Source organism: Vibrio sp. NFR (assembly GCF_027587095.1).
GTDB classification, from domain to species: domain Bacteria; phylum Pseudomonadota; class Gammaproteobacteria; order Enterobacterales; family Vibrionaceae; genus Vibrio; species Vibrio harveyi.
This window is the reverse complement of record NZ_JAPPTN010000001.1, coordinates 245,574-264,092: the sequence shown is the minus strand read 5'-3', so window position 1 is coordinate 264,092 and position 18,519 is coordinate 245,574. Positions and strand designations below refer to the sequence as shown.

16 protein-coding genes are annotated in these 18,519 nt (G+C 43.7%); 8 read left to right on the top strand and 8 right to left on the bottom strand.

The window, feature by feature from the left end; translation table 11 throughout:
- Positions 1–76: 76 nt before the first annotated feature.
- A complete protein-coding gene (gene infA, locus OH463_RS01155) occupies positions 77–295 on the top strand; it encodes a translation initiation factor IF-1 (RefSeq protein WP_001040192.1) in 219 nt (72 codons plus the stop codon).
- A gap of 346 nt (positions 296–641) precedes the next feature.
- Here infA and clpA read toward each other — a convergent pair whose 3' ends face one another.
- Together clpA and clpS are read right to left on the bottom strand one after the other, a co-directional pair.
- Positions 642–2,912, bottom strand: coding sequence for an ATP-dependent Clp protease ATP-binding subunit ClpA (gene clpA / locus OH463_RS01150; RefSeq protein WP_005449844.1), 2,271 nt, complete (start codon positions 2,910–2,912; stop codon positions 642–644).
- A gap of 48 nt (positions 2,913–2,960) precedes the next feature.
- Positions 2,961–3,281: an ATP-dependent Clp protease adapter ClpS gene (gene clpS / locus OH463_RS01145; RefSeq protein ID WP_005427554.1), complete on the bottom strand. Its 321-nt coding sequence runs from the start codon at positions 3,279–3,281 to the stop codon at positions 2,961–2,963.
- A 711-nt stretch (positions 3,282–3,992) separates the two neighbouring features.
- Between clpS and cspD the strand changes: the two genes are divergently transcribed.
- The gene (gene cspD / locus OH463_RS01140; protein WP_005427548.1) at positions 3,993–4,211 is read left to right on the top strand and encodes a cold shock domain-containing protein CspD; all 219 of its coding nucleotides are present in this window, start codon (positions 3,993–3,995) and stop codon (positions 4,209–4,211) included.
- Positions 4,212–4,340: 129 nt separating this feature from the next.
- On the opposite strand, the gene OH463_RS01135 is transcribed toward cspD, so the two are convergent.
- Positions 4,341–6,566, bottom strand: a complete 2,226-nt coding sequence (locus OH463_RS01135; protein WP_269990320.1) for an NADP-dependent isocitrate dehydrogenase — start codon at positions 6,564–6,566, stop codon at positions 4,341–4,343.
- 371 nt (positions 6,567–6,937) lie between these two features.
- On the opposite strand from OH463_RS01135, the gene OH463_RS01130 reads away from it, so the two are divergent.
- Positions 6,938–7,642, top strand: a complete 705-nt coding sequence (locus tag OH463_RS01130; RefSeq protein WP_005449848.1) for a pseudouridine synthase — start codon at positions 6,938–6,940, stop codon at positions 7,640–7,642.
- 97 nt (positions 7,643–7,739) lie between these two features.
- Here the strand turns inward: OH463_RS01130 and OH463_RS01125 are convergent, their stop codons facing one another.
- Both OH463_RS01125 and OH463_RS01120 read right to left on the bottom strand, forming a co-directional pair.
- Entirely contained in the window at positions 7,740–8,405 is a 666-nt protein-coding gene (locus OH463_RS01125; RefSeq protein ID WP_038898166.1) for a DUF2057 domain-containing protein, read from the bottom strand.
- A 264-nt stretch (positions 8,406–8,669) separates the two neighbouring features.
- Positions 8,670–9,653 carry a porin gene (locus OH463_RS01120; RefSeq protein ID WP_009698301.1) on the bottom strand — a complete coding sequence of 328 codons (984 nt, stop codon included), beginning with the start codon at positions 9,651–9,653 and terminating at the stop codon, positions 8,670–8,672.
- Positions 9,654–10,167: 514 nt separating this feature from the next.
- Between OH463_RS01120 and dinG the strand changes: the two genes are divergently transcribed.
- Genes dinG through rsmS form a run of 4 tightly spaced genes read left to right on the top strand, consistent with a single transcriptional unit; the run spans position 10,168 to position 13,749 of the window.
- Positions 10,168–12,243, top strand: a complete 2,076-nt coding sequence (gene dinG, locus OH463_RS01115; RefSeq protein WP_029788996.1) for an ATP-dependent DNA helicase DinG — start codon at positions 10,168–10,170, stop codon at positions 12,241–12,243.
- A gap of 14 nt (positions 12,244–12,257) precedes the next feature.
- Complete coding sequence (locus OH463_RS01110; protein WP_005449856.1) at positions 12,258–13,043, top strand: sulfite exporter TauE/SafE family protein; 786 nt, start codon at positions 12,258–12,260, stop codon at positions 13,041–13,043.
- On the top strand, positions 13,040–13,582 hold the full coding sequence (locus OH463_RS01105) for a primosomal replication protein (protein ID WP_049535772.1): 543 nt from the start codon (positions 13,040–13,042) through the stop codon (positions 13,580–13,582). The genes OH463_RS01110 and OH463_RS01105 overlap by 4 nt, the downstream gene beginning before the upstream one ends.
- Before the next feature lie 2 nt (positions 13,583–13,584).
- On the top strand, positions 13,585–13,749 hold the full coding sequence (gene rsmS, locus OH463_RS01100) for a pleiotropic regulatory protein RsmS (protein WP_005449861.1): 165 nt from the start codon (positions 13,585–13,587) through the stop codon (positions 13,747–13,749).
- Positions 13,750–13,823: 74 nt separating this feature from the next.
- Here rsmS and OH463_RS01095 read toward each other — a convergent pair whose 3' ends face one another.
- A complete protein-coding gene (locus OH463_RS01095; RefSeq protein WP_269990318.1) occupies positions 13,824–15,941 on the bottom strand; it encodes a methyl-accepting chemotaxis protein in 2,118 nt (705 codons plus the stop codon).
- A gap of 177 nt (positions 15,942–16,118) precedes the next feature.
- Here OH463_RS01095 and xthA point away from each other — a divergent pair, with 177 nt between their 5' ends.
- The gene (gene xthA / locus OH463_RS01090; RefSeq protein ID WP_009698305.1) at positions 16,119–16,925 is read left to right on the top strand and encodes an exodeoxyribonuclease III; all 807 of its coding nucleotides are present in this window, start codon (positions 16,119–16,121) and stop codon (positions 16,923–16,925) included.
- 100 nt (positions 16,926–17,025) lie between these two features.
- On the opposite strand, the gene OH463_RS01085 is transcribed toward xthA, so the two are convergent.
- Positions 17,026–17,703 carry an ABC transporter permease gene (locus tag OH463_RS01085; RefSeq protein WP_005446711.1) on the bottom strand — a complete coding sequence of 226 codons (678 nt, stop codon included), beginning with the start codon at positions 17,701–17,703 and terminating at the stop codon, positions 17,026–17,028.
- Between the two features lie 3 nt (positions 17,704–17,706).
- The gene (locus tag OH463_RS01080) at positions 17,707–18,447 is read right to left on the bottom strand and encodes an ABC transporter permease (RefSeq protein ID WP_017819029.1); all 741 of its coding nucleotides are present in this window, start codon (positions 18,445–18,447) and stop codon (positions 17,707–17,709) included.
- Between the last annotated feature and the right edge of the window lie 72 nt (positions 18,448–18,519).

Genomic DNA, 18,519 nt, shown 5'->3' with positions numbered 1-18,519 from the left:
CGCCCCAACTTTACATAATTACTGTTTAGCGGCAAAATTAGCCCGCTAATACCGCCTAATTTCTAAAGAGGATTAAATGGCTAAAGAAGACGTAATTGAGATGCAAGGCACTGTGCTTGACACTCTACCAAACACTATGTTCCGCGTTGAACTTGAAAACGGTCACGTTGTGACTGCACATATCTCTGGCAAGATGCGTAAGAACTACATCCGTATCCTTACTGGTGATAAAGTAACTGTAGAGATGACTCCATACGACCTATCTAAAGGCCGCATCGTCTTCCGTGCTCGTTAATCTCTGATTTTCGAATACAATAAAAAACGGAGCTCGTAGCTCCGTTTTTTATTGCTTGTCATTTGCTTTAAAAACCAGTCTGGCTTTGGGAATTCAATTCACGCTACAAGCTATACTCAAGTGACTTCAAGTTACAGGATTCAAAGCGTTATCTTTGATTCTCTGTTTACCGAAAGTAAGCAAGGAAGACAATGAAGCGAAATAGCCAGCGTTTCAAATAGTTGCCTGCCTTCAAATCAAGTCATTCTCGCTGAACCAAGCTCATTGAGGTTAATTGAGAATATATAGCAGGCATAAAAAAGCGCACGACTAAGCGCACGCTTTTAGAACTCAACAAGACCTAAGCTTAGTGAAGCGCAGCTTCTTTCTCACTTAAGTACTCAAACTTAAGCTCGTCTTTCACCAACGTAACTTTCACTGTACCACCGTCAACCAGTGATCCAAATAGAAGTTCATTCGCCAAAGGTTTCTTAAGCTGCTCTTGGATAACACGTCCCATAGGGCGAGCTCCCATCGCTTTGTCGTACCCTTTGTGAGCCAACCAATGACGCGCATCTTGCGATACTTCCATCGACACACCACGAGCGTCCAGTTGCACTTGTAGCTCCACGATGAACTTATCAACCACTTGATGGATAACCGTTTCATCTAGGCTATTGAACCAAATGATATTGTCTAGACGGTTACGGAACTCAGGGGTAAATACCTTTTTGATTTCCGCCATCGCATCATGACTGTTGTCTTGTTGGATAAGACCGATCGATTTCTTCTCAGTTTCAGCTACACCTGCGTTCGTGGTCATTACAAGGATCACGTTGCGGAAGTCCGCTTTGCGACCGTTGTTGTCCGTTAGCGTACCGTTATCCATCACTTGCAGTAGCAAATTAAAGATATCCGGGTGTGCTTTTTCAATCTCATCAAGCAGCACGACCGAATGAGGATGTTTAATCACCGCATCCGTCAATAGACCACCTTGGTCGTAGCCAACATAACCAGGAGGCGCACCAATCAAGCGACTGACCGAGTGACGCTCACCATATTCAGACATATCAAAGCGCAGTAGCTCAATGCCTAGTAGTTTAGAAAGCTGAACGGTAACTTCTGTTTTACCAACGCCTGTTGGACCTGCAAACAGGAATGAGCCAACAGGTTTGTTATCCACACCAAGACCAGCACGAGATAGCTTGATTGCTTCTGACAGTGCATCGATTGCCGTATCTTGACCGAACACAAGCATCTTCATCTTGTCATCCAGATTCTTCAGAATATCTTTATCTGAAGATGATACTGATTTCTCTGGAATACGTGCCATCTTAGCGACCATCGCTTCGATGTCTGCAACACCAACGGTCTTCTTACGACGGCTTGCTGGCGCTAGACGACTGCGGGCGCCTGCTTCATCAATAACGTCGATTGCTTTGTCTGGCAAGTGACGCTCGTTGATGTACTTCGCTGACAGCTCTACCGCTGCACGCAGCGCTTTGTTGGTATAACGTACTTCGTGGTGGGCTTCATACTTAGGTTTCAAACCAATTAGGATTTTGGTTGTATCATCCAGAGAAGGCTCTACCACATCGATCTTTTGGAAACGACGGGACAATGCACGCTCTTTCTCAAAGATGTTGCTGTACTCTTGGTACGTCGTTGAACCGATACAACGCAACTTACCACTACTTAGTAGAGGCTTGATCAGGTTAGCGGCATCGACTTGACCACCAGAAGCGGCACCCGCACCGATGATGGTATGAATTTCATCGATAAACAGGATCGCGTCTTCCTCTTTCTCTAGCTGCTTTAACACAGACTTAAAGCGCTTCTCGAAATCACCACGGTATTTAGTACCAGCGAGTAAAGAGCCAATATCCAGTGAGTAAATCACACTGTTTTGAATCACTTCAGGAACCTGCCCCTCAACGATTCTCCAAGCGAGACCTTCGGCAATCGCCGTTTTACCTACGCCAGCTTCACCCACAAGTAATGGGTTATTTTTGCGGCGGCGACAAAGTACTTGGATTGTACGCTCTAGCTCTTTATCACGACCAATAAGAGGGTCGATATTACCGGCTTTTGCAACTTGGTTTAGATTTGTAGCAAAGCTTTCTAAACGTTCTTCTGGGTTGGTTTCTTCAGGCGCTTCCGAGCCAAAAGAGTCGGACGAAGAAGAGTCTTCGCTTGAACCAGAAGCTTTGGTAATACCATGAGAGATAAAGTTAACGATATCCAAACGAGAGATATCATTCTTTTTCAGCAGATAAGCAGCGTGAGACTCTTGCTCACTAAAAATAGCAACAAGAACGTTTGCCCCGGTCACTTCGCTTCGACCAGACGACTGAACATGGAAGACGGCGCGTTGAAGTACACGCTGGAAACTCAATGTCGGCTGGGTTTCGCGCGTCTCATCGCTTTCTGGGATGAGCGGCGTTGTTTGGTCGATAAAAATATCGAGTTCGTTACGCAAAGCATCAAGGTCCGCTTTGCAGGCTAGAAGGGCTTCCTTAGCTGCATCATTCTCCAATAATGCAAGTAGGAGGTGTTCGACAGTCATGAACTCGTGGCGTTTGTCACGTGCACGAGCGAATGCACCGTTAAGGCTTGACTCTAGTTCTTTATTTAGCATAAGTACCTCCCGAAAGAACAACTTTGGTTGCTCGAGCAAGTCTTCTTATTACGCTTGCTCCATAGTACATAGTAGCGGATGCTCATTTTCCCTTGAGTACATCGTCACTTGCGCTACTTTTGTTTCGGCAATTTCTGCGCTGTATGTGCCACAAATTGCCTTTCCTTCATAGTGAATCTTGAGCATGATTTGCGTTGCTTTATCAATATCATGTGAAAAGAATCGCTCAAGCACCTCTATGACGAAATCCATAGGTGTATAGTCATCATTATTGAGTACAACGTTGTATAGCTTTGGCGGCTGAACTTTTGTACTTTCTCGCTCCAGAAGATCTGAGTCTGGAGTCACCCATTCAAAATTTTTACTCATGGCAATTCAAAGATATCGTATCAAAGGGTTGATGTTTTCGACCTATAAAAACAATCTACCATAAGCATGCCGTGCGGTGTAGTGAGATATGACACCTAATTCGATTTTGATAGATAAAATTTGCGTCCTCATATAGAGACTAATGCACCTCCGGCAGGCGCGCAAATAAAAGATTTTTATCTCTTAGAACGGTTATTTTTTGCTGTTAGAACTATCAATTTTTGCTCTGTTTCCATATAACCGATAAACATTCTTAAACTGCCAAGATCACACTTACAACGGAAAAGTCGCTAAATATCACGAAAACATCACTTTTTATTCATTTAGTAGAATCTTCTAATGTACACACTTGGTTTAGAATGCCTTCGCTCTATTTCAATACCTTGCAGACCTTTTATCTAAACTTCGGCGAACCACCTCGATTGAGTTTGCAAAATTGTTAATCTCAAAAGTGATTTGTTTTCAAATATGTTTCTTAATGTTGTCTTTCACTATTGACTGACGAGATTCATTGACTACAGTGGAAAGTGTTGATGCATAAATCCTCATTCTGAATTTGTTGGATTTCTAACAATTTGATGAATGTGGATGTGCACACTCGACGTGTGTTAGCAATTACTAGCATAGCAAGGCTAACAATGAGACCAAGCTGAAGGGATGGCTTGGGTGAAGTAACAACATCAGTAAAAAATGCATGAGGGATGTAAAAGCATGGCTACAGGTACAGTAAAGTGGTTTAACAACGCCAAAGGATTTGGGTTTATTTGTTCAGACGAAGAGGAAGGAGACATTTTCGCCCACTACTCAACTATCCAAATGGACGGTTATCGTACACTGAAAGCAGGCCAACAAGTCTCATACGAGATTGAAAAAGGTCCGAAAGGTTCACACGCAAGCAGCGTTGTTCCAATAGAAGGCCAAGCCAAATAAATAGAGCGCTGTCGGAAAGACAAATCATTTGCTCTCGTAGAAGCACACAAGCTTTTATGAAGAGAAAAATAAACCCGCGTAAAGCGGGTTTATTGTTTCTATAGGTCTACCGAAGTAGCGTGTACAAGATTATTTATTGATAATAGCGTTCAGCGTTGCGCTTGGACGCATCAATGTAGACGCTAGAGAATCATCAAGAGAGTAGTAACCACCTAGCTCGCCTTTTACACCCTGCGCGTTGTTTAGCTCAGACACAATCGCTTCCTCTTGCTCTGCCAACGCTTTTGCGACAGGAGCAAACTCTGCTGCAAGATCCGCGTCTTCTGTTTGCTCAGCCAATGCTTTCGCCCAGAACGATGCTAAGTAGTAATGGCTACCACGGTTATCCAACTCACCTACTTTACGAGAAGGTGATTTATTTTCGTCTAAGAACTCGCCTGTTGCTTTATCAAGAGCGTCAGCAAGAACTTGAGCCTTCGCATTGCCCGCCACAGAGCTTAGGTGCTCTAGAGAAGCTGCCAGCGCAAGGAACTCACCTAGAGAATCCCAACGTAAGTGGTTTTCTTTTTCAACTTGCTGAACGTGCTTAGGTGCCGAACCTCCTGCTCCCGTTTCAAATAGACCACCACCGTTCATTAGCGGAACGATAGATAGCATCTTCGCTGAAGTACCAAGCTCCAAAATTGGGAACAAATCGGTCAGGTAATCACGCAATACGTTACCCGTTACAGAAATGGTATCTAGACCTTCTTTGATACGCTCTAGAGAGAATTTACATGCATCGATTGGCGCAAGGATCTTAATTTCTAGACCTGAAGTATCGTGTGCTGGAAGGTAGGCATTCACTTTTTTGATAAGTTCTGCATCATGAGCACGCGCTTCATCAAGCCAGAACACAGCCGGCGCACCCGAAGCACGAGCACGAGTTACCGCAAGTTTCACCCAATCTTGGATTGGCGCATCTTTGACCTGACACATACGGAAGATGTCACCTTCTTCTACTTCTTGCTCAAGAAGAACCGCACCAGAAGCATCTACAACACGTACAGTACCTGCTGCATCTAAAATGAATGTCTTATCGTGTGAACCGTATTCTTCAGCTTTCTGAGCCATTAGACCTACGTTTGGTACGCTACCCATAGTTGTTGGGTCAAATGCACCATGTTCTTTACAGAAATCGATAACCGCTTGGTAAATACCTGCATAGCTACGATCTGGAATCATTGCTTTAGTATCTTTCTGTTTGCCGTCTGGTCCCCACATTTGACCAGATGCACGCAGCATTGCTGGCATAGAAGCATCAACGATGATGTCACTTGGTACGTGCAGGTTGGTAATACCGCGATCTGAGTCAACCATCGCGAGTGCTGGTTGTGTTTCGTATACCGCAAGGATCGCCGCTTCGATTTCCGCTTTTTGTTCAGCAGGTAGCGCATCGATCTTCGCGTATACGTCACCGATACCATTGTTTACATCAACGCCTAGCTCTTCAAATAGCTTGCCGTATTTTGCAAACACGTCTTTGTAGTAAACCTTAACAGCATGACCAAAGATAACTGGATCCGATACCTTCATCATGGTCGCTTTCATGTGTAGAGAGAGCAAAACGTCTTGCTGTTTTGCTTCTGCAATTTCCTTCTCAAAGAACTCAACAAGCGCTTTCTTGTTCATTACCGAACAATCGATCACTTCTTTGTCTTGTAAAGGGAACGCCGATTTAAGTTCTTTCACCGAACCATCTGCAGCGACAAATTCAATTTTTACGTCAGTAGCACCAGAAACGGTTGCCGATTTTTCACTACCGAAGAAGTCGTTGTCTGCCATGCTTGAAACATGAGATTGAGAATCCGCTGACCATGCACCCATTGAGTGTGGGTTCTTCTTCGCGTAATTCTTTACTGAAAGTGGCGCACGACGGTCTGAGTTACCTTCGCGTAGAACCGGGTTAACCGCACTACCTTTGATTTTGTCGTAAGTCGCTTTAATCGCTTCTTCTTCGTAAGTGCTCGGCTCTTCTGGGTAGTTTGGTAGCTCATAGCCTTTTGCTTGCAGCTCTTTGATAGCAGCTTTTAACTGCGGGATAGATGCAGAAATGTTTGGAAGTTTGATGATGTTTGCTTCTGGCGTTTTCGCCAACTCGCCAAGTTCTGCTAGCGCGTCACCGATGCGCTGTTCTTCTTTTAAATGCTCTGGGAAGTTAGCGATGATACGACCTGCTAACGAAATATCACGAGTATCTACATTAATGCCAGACGATGCAGTAAACGATTGAATGATTGGTAGTAATGAATAGGTTGCTAACGCCGGGGCTTCATCAGTGATTGTGTAGATAATTGTAGGTTTTTCTGTAGGCATGAAATTTCCCTATTTTTTACTCAACTAAGCTGAACAACTCAGCAACTGAGTTCGTTGAATTTACGCATTGCTTAACGTTAGTAGTGCATTCCTCCTCACCAACGTGACATGCGGTTTGCACTCTTTCTTATAGTTTGAAGCTCTATGGCTCTCTATCCATGAGTGCACTTTGTGCCAAGTTTGCTTTCATGAAGTTCTTTTGCAAAAACACCTCTCTAAAAGCAACTTGGCTATATCATTAAACAAATAACACGAAATAGTCTATTATTCTGTGCGCTTTTGTTAGTTTTAGGCGCGCAAATGATAGCCGATAAGAAGAAAACTTAAAACTTTCAAACACAGTTCATTTACATTTTTGCAAGGTAGTTAACATGTCATCTCGCACGGGTCATGAAAAAGGTCGCCGTAGTAACCACTCTAAACCGAGCCATTTTAAACGCTCAGGCAAGTCAAACCATTCAAATGGACAGGCGAAAAATCGACCAGGGCGCTCTACCCGTTCATCAAAGTCAACAAAACCACGCATTACACCAGAAGACCGTAAAGTGATCATCTTCAACAAACCTTATGATACGTTGAGCCAATTTACCGATGGAGATGGTCGTAAAACGTTAGCGGATTACATCCCTGTCAAAGATGTATACGCGGCAGGACGGTTAGATAGAGATAGCGAAGGTCTGATGGTGCTAACAAATGATGGCATCTTGCAAGCAAAGTTGACACAACCTCAATCAAAGTCGCCAAAAACTTACTGGGTACAAGTAGATGGAGCACCTAATGAAGAGGACTTGGAAAAACTTCGTAAAGGTGTTGAATTGAAAGATGGCATGACATTACCAGCAAAAGTAGAAGTGATGCCTGAACCAAAGATCTGGGATAGAAATCCGCCCGTTCGGTTTAGAGCTAATATTCCTACAACTTGGCTAGCAATTACGATCATTGAAGGTCGAAATCGCCAAGTACGACGAATGACAGCACATATTGGCTTCCCGACACTGCGTTTAGTACGTTACTCCATGGGTGATATTGCGCTTGACGACTTGAAGCCGGGAGAATGGCGTGAAGTCACTCTCTAAGCTCGTCTAAGCTCGCACATCAAAAAACACCCACATCAAAAAATATAAAAAGCAGGTCAAGACCTGCTTTTTATATTTTTGTCGTCACCAATAATATTTATTGTTGAGCAACCCACTTCATGAATGCCTGACGTTCTTCGTCTGTCATTTCTAGGTAGGCAATCTTCGCTTTTGTTACCGGTGATTTTACTCTTTGCGCGCTTTTGCTAGTTGCCGTTACAGCCGTCGCTGCTTGTAGCTCAGACAATTCGACTCTCTTACCGTTAGCAAAGAAAACGCCATTAGCTTCATTGTATTCCGCTAGTTGCTCATCTAGGTTTGAGTAAGGGAACGCACCTTTCTCACCTGGCATTTTATATTGCGAGTAATCAATTGACTTATCGTTGAAACTTACTTTCCAGTCCATTTTGTCTTGTTCGAACAGCTTGTCTGCCTGACGTTTTTCTCTAAAAGATGGCGCATCAATATAAAGCTCACCCGCACCAGAGCTAAAGCCAAGAATATACGGTGCAGAGTAAACTTGAGTACGCTTATCACCGCGCCCAATAGCTTTGTTTACTTTTACAACTACTTGGTTAGAGCCATCAACAAGACCAAACGGTTCACTCAAATCATCCGCACTAACGCCATTTACAAACAGCACTTGAACGCCTTGAGCGGTAGTTAAGGTTGCTGAAGTATCAGCTTTATTTGTTGTGTCTGCGTTCGCTGTTGTACCAAACAACCCAAGCACAAATGCTACAGTCCAAGCTTTTAGTCTCATATCCTAATAACCTTAAAATTCAATTAATTACATCAAAAGAGTTAAATATCGCTTACGATTCATCACAGTTTGAGGAAATCATTGCTGAAAAGCCAATCATTTCTACATCATTGACTGTAGATAATTGGTAAGCGCATTCAAGTCTCAAAAATCTTCATGTACTCACTTAGTCCATGCTTTCAGGAGCCTAAGGAGATGCAAGCTTTTAATATAAAAAAGGCCGCAATAAATGCGACCTTTACTATATCTACTTAAGTTCTGAAATTAGAACGTGTAGTAAACACCAGCAACAACTAGGTCAGCTTCTTTCTTAGAAACGTTTTTCTCGTCGTTTTCGCTTGCAGTGTATTCGATGAACGTTAGAACGTTACCAGTTACAGCGTAGTCAGCACCAAACGTGTAGTAAGACTGGTCGTGGTCGCCTTCGTACTCAGTGAAACCAAATGAAGTGTAAACGCGTGCTTCGTTCATTTGGTAAGCAGCTACTGCAGACCATGTATCTTGGTCAGCTTTGTTTAGCTCTTCAGCAACGTAGTTAACTGCAGCAGAGAAGTTATCCATGTTGAAGCGAACAGCTGCACCCATTACTTGGTAATCAGTACCAGCAACGTCACGGTTCTCTTGATCTTGGTAAGAAGCACCAACAGTGAACATGTCGTTGATTGCGTATTGTGCAGATAGACCGAATGCAGTATCGATTTTCTCGTTTTGATCTAGGTATGCATCAGCGATAACAGTTAGCTTGTCGAAGCTACCTTTAACTGAAACAGCGTGACCAGCACTTTCTTTTGATTTTACGAAATCATCAACGTAACCAAGACCTTCGTTAGTGTTGTCGATAGTGATTGCGTCTAGAGAGTCGCCGAAATCACCAACTTCACCTAGAGCCACACCCCAGTTGTCACCGAAGTAAGCACCGAAGTATAGGTCATCTGTACGTACGCGAGCGTGGTCAGAGCTGCTGTCTTTATCGAAGAACTCGCCGTTTTCTAGTTCAAATGAACCGAATACTTTGATGTCTTCGTTTAGTTTGTGCTCTGCATCGATTTGGATTTTAGCCCATAGGTCAACGTCTACGTCACGCTTAACTGTAGTTTTGCCGTTTTCTTTGCCTTCTACAGTACTTACGTAAGTATCGATCTCACCCTTAAGGTTGAAAGAAGTTGTACCGTTGTCGTAGATGTTGCCTGCTGCTAGTGCAGACGTAGAGATGCCTGCTACTGCAAGAGCTACTAGAGTCTTTTTCATAATTAATCCACTGCCTTTTCTTAGATTGGGATATCCTTTCCGATTCCCTTTTTTATATTTTTGAGGTCGCTTGTTATCAAATCGCAACAATGCTTTACCTGCAAAATCTGGGCACTAGAGTGCAAAAGATTATTCTGGCTGTCAAATTTTCTAAATCACAACATCAAAAAACAAAAAAATCTTTATTTTACAGTAACATAGAAATTTAAGTTTCAATTATTCGATGAAGTTCTAAACAATCGACTTGATTTTTCTTAATTTAGCAAAAGATAAACAAAAGAGATAAACAACCTTACAACAGCAAAAAACCAAATCAATTCAGAATAAAATTCTGGTCAAATGGTATTTTTGAAGCTTTATATTTTTCACCTAATGAAATTATTTTCATTTAGATTGAGTTCAATATTTTTTTGTGAACAAGATCTACATTCCACATAAAAGCATTCCGTTTTGTGAACTACAGTACAACTAGTGATGTGTGCTACTATGCGCGCCCCACGCGTTTGAGGCACTTATGCTAACTAGTAACATCCAAAAATCGATCAGAACCAGCTACCAGAACTTACAAGCTCAACTGGATAACTTTGTACCTCGAAGAGCGCAAAATTACCTAGTCGCAGAGATTGCTAAGACGTTGTGCGGGCAATACCACAAATCGAATAGAATGCTTGTTGCAGAAGCAGGAACAGGGATCGGTAAGTCATTGTCATATCTGATGGCAGTTATTCCCGTGGCAGTCTACAACAACCGAAAAGTCGTGATTTCGACTGCAACAGTCGCGTTGCAAGAACAGTTGGTGAATAAAGATCTCCCATTATTTCGTCGTATTACCGACCGAGAGTTTTCTTTTATTCTAGCAAAAGGGCGCCAACGTTATTGCTGCGCGGAGAAACTCGCAACGGCAAGTGGTGTCGATGGCGGACAACTTGCCATGTTTGAGACCAAGCCAAAAAAGAAAGACATTGATTTGTTGGAAACCATGTACCGTTCTCTTGCTCAAGGCAAATGGGATGGCGACCGCGACTCCTGGCCAAAACCTATTGATGACCATATCTGGCAATTGATTGTCAGTGACAAGCACAGCTGTAATAACAGCCTACCAGCTCATCGTAACTGCCCTTTCCAAAAAGCACGTTCAGAACTGGATAAAAATGATGTCATCATCGCAAACCATTCATTAGTAATGGCAGACGCCGATCTGGGTGGTGGCGTAATTCTGCCCGAGCCGGAAAATACTATTTATGTCTTTGATGAGGCGCATCATCTTCCGCACGTCGCACGAGACCACGCTTCCGCATCTGCAAGCTTAAAAGGAGCGGCAGCTTGGTTAGAAAAACTCAATCAGTCCACCAGCAAATTCTCATCATTGGCAGACGAGAAACGCGTCGCACGCTTTCGCAATGACTTGCAGGAGTCGGTACAAGAACTCATTCCCGCGCTTAGCCAATTAACAAAGCAATTTGACCCAAACCAATTTGAAGAAAACATCTATCGCTTTGAACATGGCGAACTTCCAACTTGGTTAGAAAATCAATCTAAAGATTTAAAACAGCTCAGTAAAAAAGCAAACCAAAGTGTCGCGAAAATTGCGGATTTGATTGCTGAGCGAGTAAAAGACGGGGAACTTTCTTCAAGGTTAGCAGAGCCAGCTCTGGCTGAATTGGGGTTCTACATTCAGCGCTTAGAAAATCTTGCTCAAGTTTGGAACTTGATGGCAGAGCCAACACGAGAAAAAGGGGCACCGTTAGCAAGGTGGCTTGAGAAGCACCCAGATCGTGAAGGTGACTATATTGTGAGCGTTTCACCTTTGGAAATCGGCTGGCAACTTGATCAACAAATCTGGAGTCGTTGTATCGGTGCGGTATTAGTCTCTGCTACGATGCGTGCACTGAATTCATTCCATTACTTTTGCCATCAAGTGGGAGTAGACGCAAAACCTGAGTCAGGTACGCAGTTTTTAGCCTTGGCGTCACCGTTTGATTATCAGAACCAAGCGGAGCTTTTAATCCCTGCGATGAAGTATGAACCTCAAGCGCCACAGTTTACCGAATATCTTATTGAAATTTTGCCTAAGTATTTAGAAGACAACAAAGCGAACTTGGTATTATTCTCGTCATATTGGCAGATGAACCAAGTCGCAGATGCTCTAAGTGCTGATTTTGTAAAACGAGGCTGGGCACTGCAAGTACAAGGCGAAAGTTCACGTGCAGAAATTCTAAAAAAACATAAAAAGCTCGTCGACCAACAGAAAACCAGTATTCTCTTTGGCACGGGTAGCTTCTCGGAAGGTCTTGATTTACCAGGAGAGCTATTGGAAAACTTGGTCATTACTAAGATTCCTTTTGGTGTCCCTACCTCACCCGTAGAGCAAGCGCACTCAGAGTACATAGAAAAGAAAGGGGGCAACCCATTCATGCAAATTACTGTGCCTGATGCGAGCAAAAAACTGATTCAAAGTGTCGGTCGTTTACTGCGCAAAGAGCGCGATTCTGGTAGAGTGACCATCCTTGATAGACGTTTGATAACAAAACGCTACGGGCAAGCCTTAATTGACTCGTTGCCGCCATTTAAACGCAAGATAGAATATTAGAAGAATAACGATTTATGGAAATGATTGAGCCAACCATGCTGTTGGTTTTGGCGCTCGTCGCTTTTGTTGCTGGATTTATCGATGCGGTTGCAGGCGGTGGCGGTATGCTCACCGTCCCTGCCTTATTGTCGTTGGGACTCCCTCCGCACATTGCATTGGGCACAAATAAACTGGCAGCATCGTTTGCCTCTTCTACTGCCGCTTTCACATACTACAAGAAGCGTTTGTTTAAACCACAATGCTGGGGACGAGCGTTTGTGGCGACTCTTGTTGGTGCCACGCTCGGCACATTGTTTGTCGACGCAATCAGTACTGAATGGCTAGAGAAGGTTTTACCTCTCATTATTCTTGCTGCCGCGATGTATACCGTGTTCCATAAAGCTCCACAATCGACTCACCAAAGCCCGACACCTGAACCATGCCCAATGTTGAATAAAAAGCAGTATCTGCAAGGATTCTCAATCGGCTTCTACGATGGTCTAGCCGGACCAGGGACTGGCGCATTTTGGACTGTAAGCTCAATGGCGCTTTATCGGTTGAACATCTTGCTCGCTTCCGGGTTAGCAAAGGCGATGAACTTTACCAGCAACTTCACTTCTCTTGTCACTTTTGCTGTTTTGGGTCATATAAATTGGGTGCTAGGATTAACAATGGGCGTATGTTTGATGGCAGGCGCATTTGTTGGTGCTCACTCTGCAATCCGCTTTGGTTCTAAATTTATTCGCCCTGTGTTTGTTTCTGTTGTCAGCGTATTAGCAATTAAACTCGCTTATGATGCGTGGTTTGTAGGCTTATCATGAACATCAAACAGCTTTCCAATGGTCTAGAACAAATGTCTGAGAAAGCGGCTTCACTTGACCATCAGCGAGGTCATCATGAGGCAATGCTGTTTGATGAACGTCTATTTCGCTGCCGCTCTCGTTTGTTAGTTCCTTGTGTCAATGAAGCAAGAGCGACATTAAACGACATCATCAAGGAGCAAAAAGAAGGTGAGTTAAATGCGCAACGAGCAGAATATCTGACTGACCGATTGGTTGCCCAAATCACGGCAATTCAACGCGAAATTTCTATCGCCGAGATACCTAAAGCAAAGCCTAAGAAATCCGCTCGACAAGACAAGTCCCTTGATGCACTAAAACAAGAAGTCGCGCAGCATAAAGAATGGGCTCGTCGCTTGCGCGAGATGGTTATAGAAAAACAACAAATAGTTGCCATTGCTCCAGCTCATTTACGCACCGAAGCGCAGAAAGCTGTATTAACGGCAAAACAACGACTGATTCGCTGTGAAGCTGCATTAAACGAGCTAGAAAAGCAAGTAATCCAAAGAGAGAACAATTGAGCATGTCTGAAGAATCGAAATCACCACTGGATGATGCCCCAGAAGAGATCAAGCTAGCTGTCGATTTAATTTACTTGCTAGAAACGAATGAAATCGATCCTAAAATAGCGCTAAAAGCGATTAAGATCGTACAAAGCGATCTTGAAAATAAGATCAACGCAAACTGATAGACAACAAATAGACAAAAAAGAGGAGCGATTTCGCTCCTCTTTGTTTAAGCTGAGTTTGCGTTGATACCACGCTATACTTTGAATTGAGACATTAAGGTTTGCTGTTGATCAGAAAGTGAGGTCATCTCGATACCTGCATTTTCCGACGTTTGCGCTTGATTAAGGATTTCTCTGCTCAGATCGCGAATGTTCGCCACACTTTGATTCACCTCATTAGAGACAGATTGCTGCTCTTCTGCCGCTTTTACTATCTGATTATTCATATCACTTATCGCAGCAATTGACTCAAATACTTTCTGTAATTCTTCTACCGCCATATTCACCTGTTGAGAAGAGGATTGCGCACTTTGATTCCCTTCTGTAATGGACTCAACAACCGCTTGCGTGCCCTTTTGAACATTAGCAATGACATCTCGAATTTCACCCACCGAACTTTGAGTTCGACTTGCTAAGCTCCTTACCTCATCAGCCACCACAGCGAAACCACGACCTTGTTCACCAGCTCGTGCGGCCTCTATTGCTGCATTGAGAGCTAACAAGTTGGTTTGCTCAGAAATGCCTTCAATAACAGAAAGAATTTCGGTAATGCTGGCGTTGTTCTTCGCTAGCTCTTCTACAACCGGGACGGCATTCATCATGGTTAATAATAGTTTTTGCATCTGAGTTTCAGACGCCAAGATCACTTTCTGACCGTTTTCTGCAGATTCACTCGCCTCACCAGCCGCCTTTACCGCAACTTCGGCATTTTGTACCACCAACGCCGCTGTTTGCGTCATTTCTTCAGCAGCAGTCGCGACTAAATCAACTTCTTTAAACTGCGAATCACTGCTATTTCGAGTAACGGCTACAACGTGTTTTGCATGTTCGGTCTTATCTGCAATTTGTCGAGATGTTTCTGCGACTTCTTTAATCGTTAATTGCAAACGCTCAAGAAATCGATTGAACGCCCTCGCAAGTTGACCAATTTCATCGTCTGTTTTAACTTCCAAACGCTGAGTTAAGTCTCCTTCCCCTGTCGAAATATCTTCCAAACGAGCGACAACTTCTCGAATCGGCTTCACTAAGGTCTTAGCCAGCAGTCCGGTTGTAATCAGTCCAACAACGACAAGTGCGACACCAACACTTAATTCAATAATAACGCCGTCTTGCATCTTATTGGTAATCAAAGCGTCTAACTGATCCGCATCAGCAAGCACTGCAGAACGAGGCATTTCAAAGATCACACCCCACGTTTGATTCGCTATTTGGATAGGCGAAAAGACCGTCATCCACTCACCAGAGGCATCCCATTCAACCTTGGCTTCACCGCCAAACAATAAATCAGTGAGATTGTCATTAGAAATGGTGGAACTCGAAAAAGGCTGTCCAGGGGAATCAGTGTTACTATCTGAAGCTAACAAAGTTCCATCGAGACTGATCATTGATACCTTTCCAGCCCCAGCGAACAAGCTTTGATCAGAATTAATCGCAATGCTCGCTAACTGGTCTAATCGTAACTCTATACCCAAGAAGCCAATCGGCATACTCTCGACAATGAGTGGAATGGAGATCGATGTTGTTAAGAAGGAACCAGCATCGTTGGTGTTAACCCGCGGCGATGCAATGCAAGTTTGACCAGACGAGAGCGGACAGTAAAAGCGCTCAGCATTGTCGTTCTCATTCAAGGCTTGCTCACTTATCGTACTCGCTAACACGTTTTCACCATTGCTCGCTTTGGACCAATAGGTCGCAAACCGACCGACTTCATTAGAACCGACGTAATCGGCACTTCGATAGTTGGCATCTTCACTGTCGAGCATGTCGGGATTAAACACCAGATAAGCCGCTTGTATCGTGTCAAAGCGTAACACTGCCTGACGAATCATTTCATTCAGAGCGGAGCGAAGATCTTCACTACTGCCAAAATTCTCTTCCGAGTTGGTTTTAAAAAACAGCGCATTTGCTGCCAACATTTCAGCGCGGTAAGTCGCTTCATTGAGATACTCAGACACTTCCGTCGCGTTTAATAACGCTCGTGTCTGTAAGAGTTGTTCAGATTTTTCGATAACAGAAGAGCTAGTTTCTCGCTGCAACAACTTTTGGTTACCGAGCGCGTTGTAGACCGAAAAACCAATTAAAGATAAAGAAGTGACGAGCAGGCAAAGCCCGGAGAGTAATGTAATTTTCCACTGCACAGATATGGTTCGCATACAACATCCTTATTCAAGCAAACTCATTTTTGAGACTCATTAAACCATACGCAGGCACAATAGCAATTACATATTTAACAATTCTTTAAACTTATTCCGTTTACATGAGAACCATTTTCAGCTTGCCTTTGCAATGGTAACATCATGCTCAAACACGCCCTCTGAGAAGGATAAAAAATGAAAGTAATTAGCTTTAACATCAATGGACTTCGTGCGCGTCTGCATCAACTCCAAGCACTCATCGACAAGCACCAACCTGACGTGATTGGTCTGCAGGAAATCAAAGTTCACGACGAAGCCTTCCCTATCGACGATGTAGAAGCAATGGGATACAAAGTTTACTTTCACGGTCAAAAAGCCCATTACGGTGTGGCAATGCTATGTAAACAAGAGCCTATCAGCGTTCAAAAAGGTTTCCCAACCGATAATGAAGAACACCAAAAGCGCATGATCATGGCGACGTTTGAAGATGAAAACGGTGAAAAAGTGACGGTTCTTAACGGTTATTTCCCGCAAGGCGATAACGTTGCTCACGAAACTAAGTATCCATACAAACGTCAGTTCTACAAAGACTTGATGACTTACCTCAACGATCACCACACTAACGATGAGCAGCTGATTGTCATGGGCGACATCAATATCAGCCCAATCGACGCGGACATCGGTATCGGCGAACCAAACCGTAAACGTTGGCTGAAAACGGGTAAATGTTCTTTCCAACCAGAAGAGCGTGAGTGGTTGCAAACGCTTCTAGATTGGGGCTTTGAAGATACTTTCCGTAACTTACACCCTGAAGTCGATGACCGCTTCTCGTGGTTTGATTACCGTTCGCGTGGCTTCGATGATAACCGTGGTCTTCGTATTGATGTTATTTTGGCAACACCATCACTCGCAGAAAAATGCATAGAATCCGATATTGACTATGAGTTACGAGGCATTGAAAAACCTTCAGATCACGCGCCAATCTGGTCAACCTTCAAGTAGTTCTTACTAACATCGACTAAAAATAAAAAAGAGCGCCAACAAGCGCTCTTTTTTGATGTTTGTATTGTCCTACATGAAGTGGAATTAACAAGCCATCTTGTTAGCTCAATGGTCTTAGGTACGCCAAGAAGCGCTTCTCTGCCACTTTGAAGCACCACAAAATAATAAATGTCAGCGCCATGTAGAAGAGTCCCGCTGTCAAGAATGACTCAAATGGCGCGTAGTATCTTGAGTTCACCAAACGTGCTGCACCTGTCAGATCCATAATGGTAATGATGCCGGCGACCGCACTGCCATGAAGCATGAAGATAACCTCATTCGAGTAGGCAGGTAACGCGCGACGCAAAGCACTTGGAAGAATAATGCGACGGTAAGTCATAAACGTACTCATGCCGTATGCCTTAGCTGCCTCTACCTCTCCCTTCGGCAAGCCATTGATTGCCCCGCGAATAATTTCAGCAGTATAAGCGGACGTGTTGAGAACAAACGCCACCAGCGCACAAAACCATGCGTTTTCCCAAAGCGTGTCTTTTACCGGAAAAAACTGGTCCATGCCGTAGTAGATCAGATACAGCTGCACCAACAAAGGAGTGCCTCGGAAAAAGTAAATAAACGCCCATGAAGGCAGGCTTAGTGCGTAGTTTGCACTATTACGTGCAATCGCAAGAGGAATCGATACGGCTAACCCAATCACCAGTGCTAACGCAACAAGCCATACCGTCGTCCACAATCCATCTAGGTAGACCGGGAAACTTTCAATTATCAATGAAAAATCCATGGTTTACCTCGCGTGAATACTAAATTTGCGTTCAACCAACTTAAGTAAGCCTGTTGAAACACTGGTAAAGAACAAGAAGATGATTGCAACCGCCATGTAAAAAGTGAATGGCATTTTGGTTGTACCCGCAGCCAACGAGCTAATGCGCACCATATCTTCCAGACCAATGATGGATACTAACGCGGTCGTTTTCAGTAGAACCAACCAGTTGTTGCCAAAGCCTGGTAAAGCATGTCGGATCATTTGAGGCAATAGAATTCTTCGAAACGACATTATCGGGCTCATGCCATAAGCTTTTGCGGCTTCTAGTTCACCCTTGTCTACCGCCATGATAGCGCCACGAAACGTCTCTGCCATGTATGCACCGAAGATAAACCCAATGGTTAAAACACCGGCAATAAAGGGGCTGACATCGATGTAATCTGGCAAATACGAAGTCCACTCATGATTTGGGTCACTTGCAGTAAACCATTCATTGAGTGTTTCATTGATCGAGTAAAGGCTATTGTTAAGTAGAATTTGACCACCAAAGAAGATAAGCATCATCAGAACTAAATCAGGGATGCCACGAATGATGGTGGTATAAAGCGTCGCAACTGCTCTTGCCCACTTGTACGGTGCCAATTTCGCCAATGCACCCAGCATTCCGAGAATGACCGCTAAAAGTAGAGAAAGTATTGCGACTTCGATGGTTACTAGAGCCCCTTTTAAGATCGAGGCTTCATATCCTTGTAGATCCAGCATAGGTGAGTTCCTAATCCCTAAACTCAAAAGATCGACCGTTGGTTACTTCTAGGAACAAGCCAACGGTCGCTT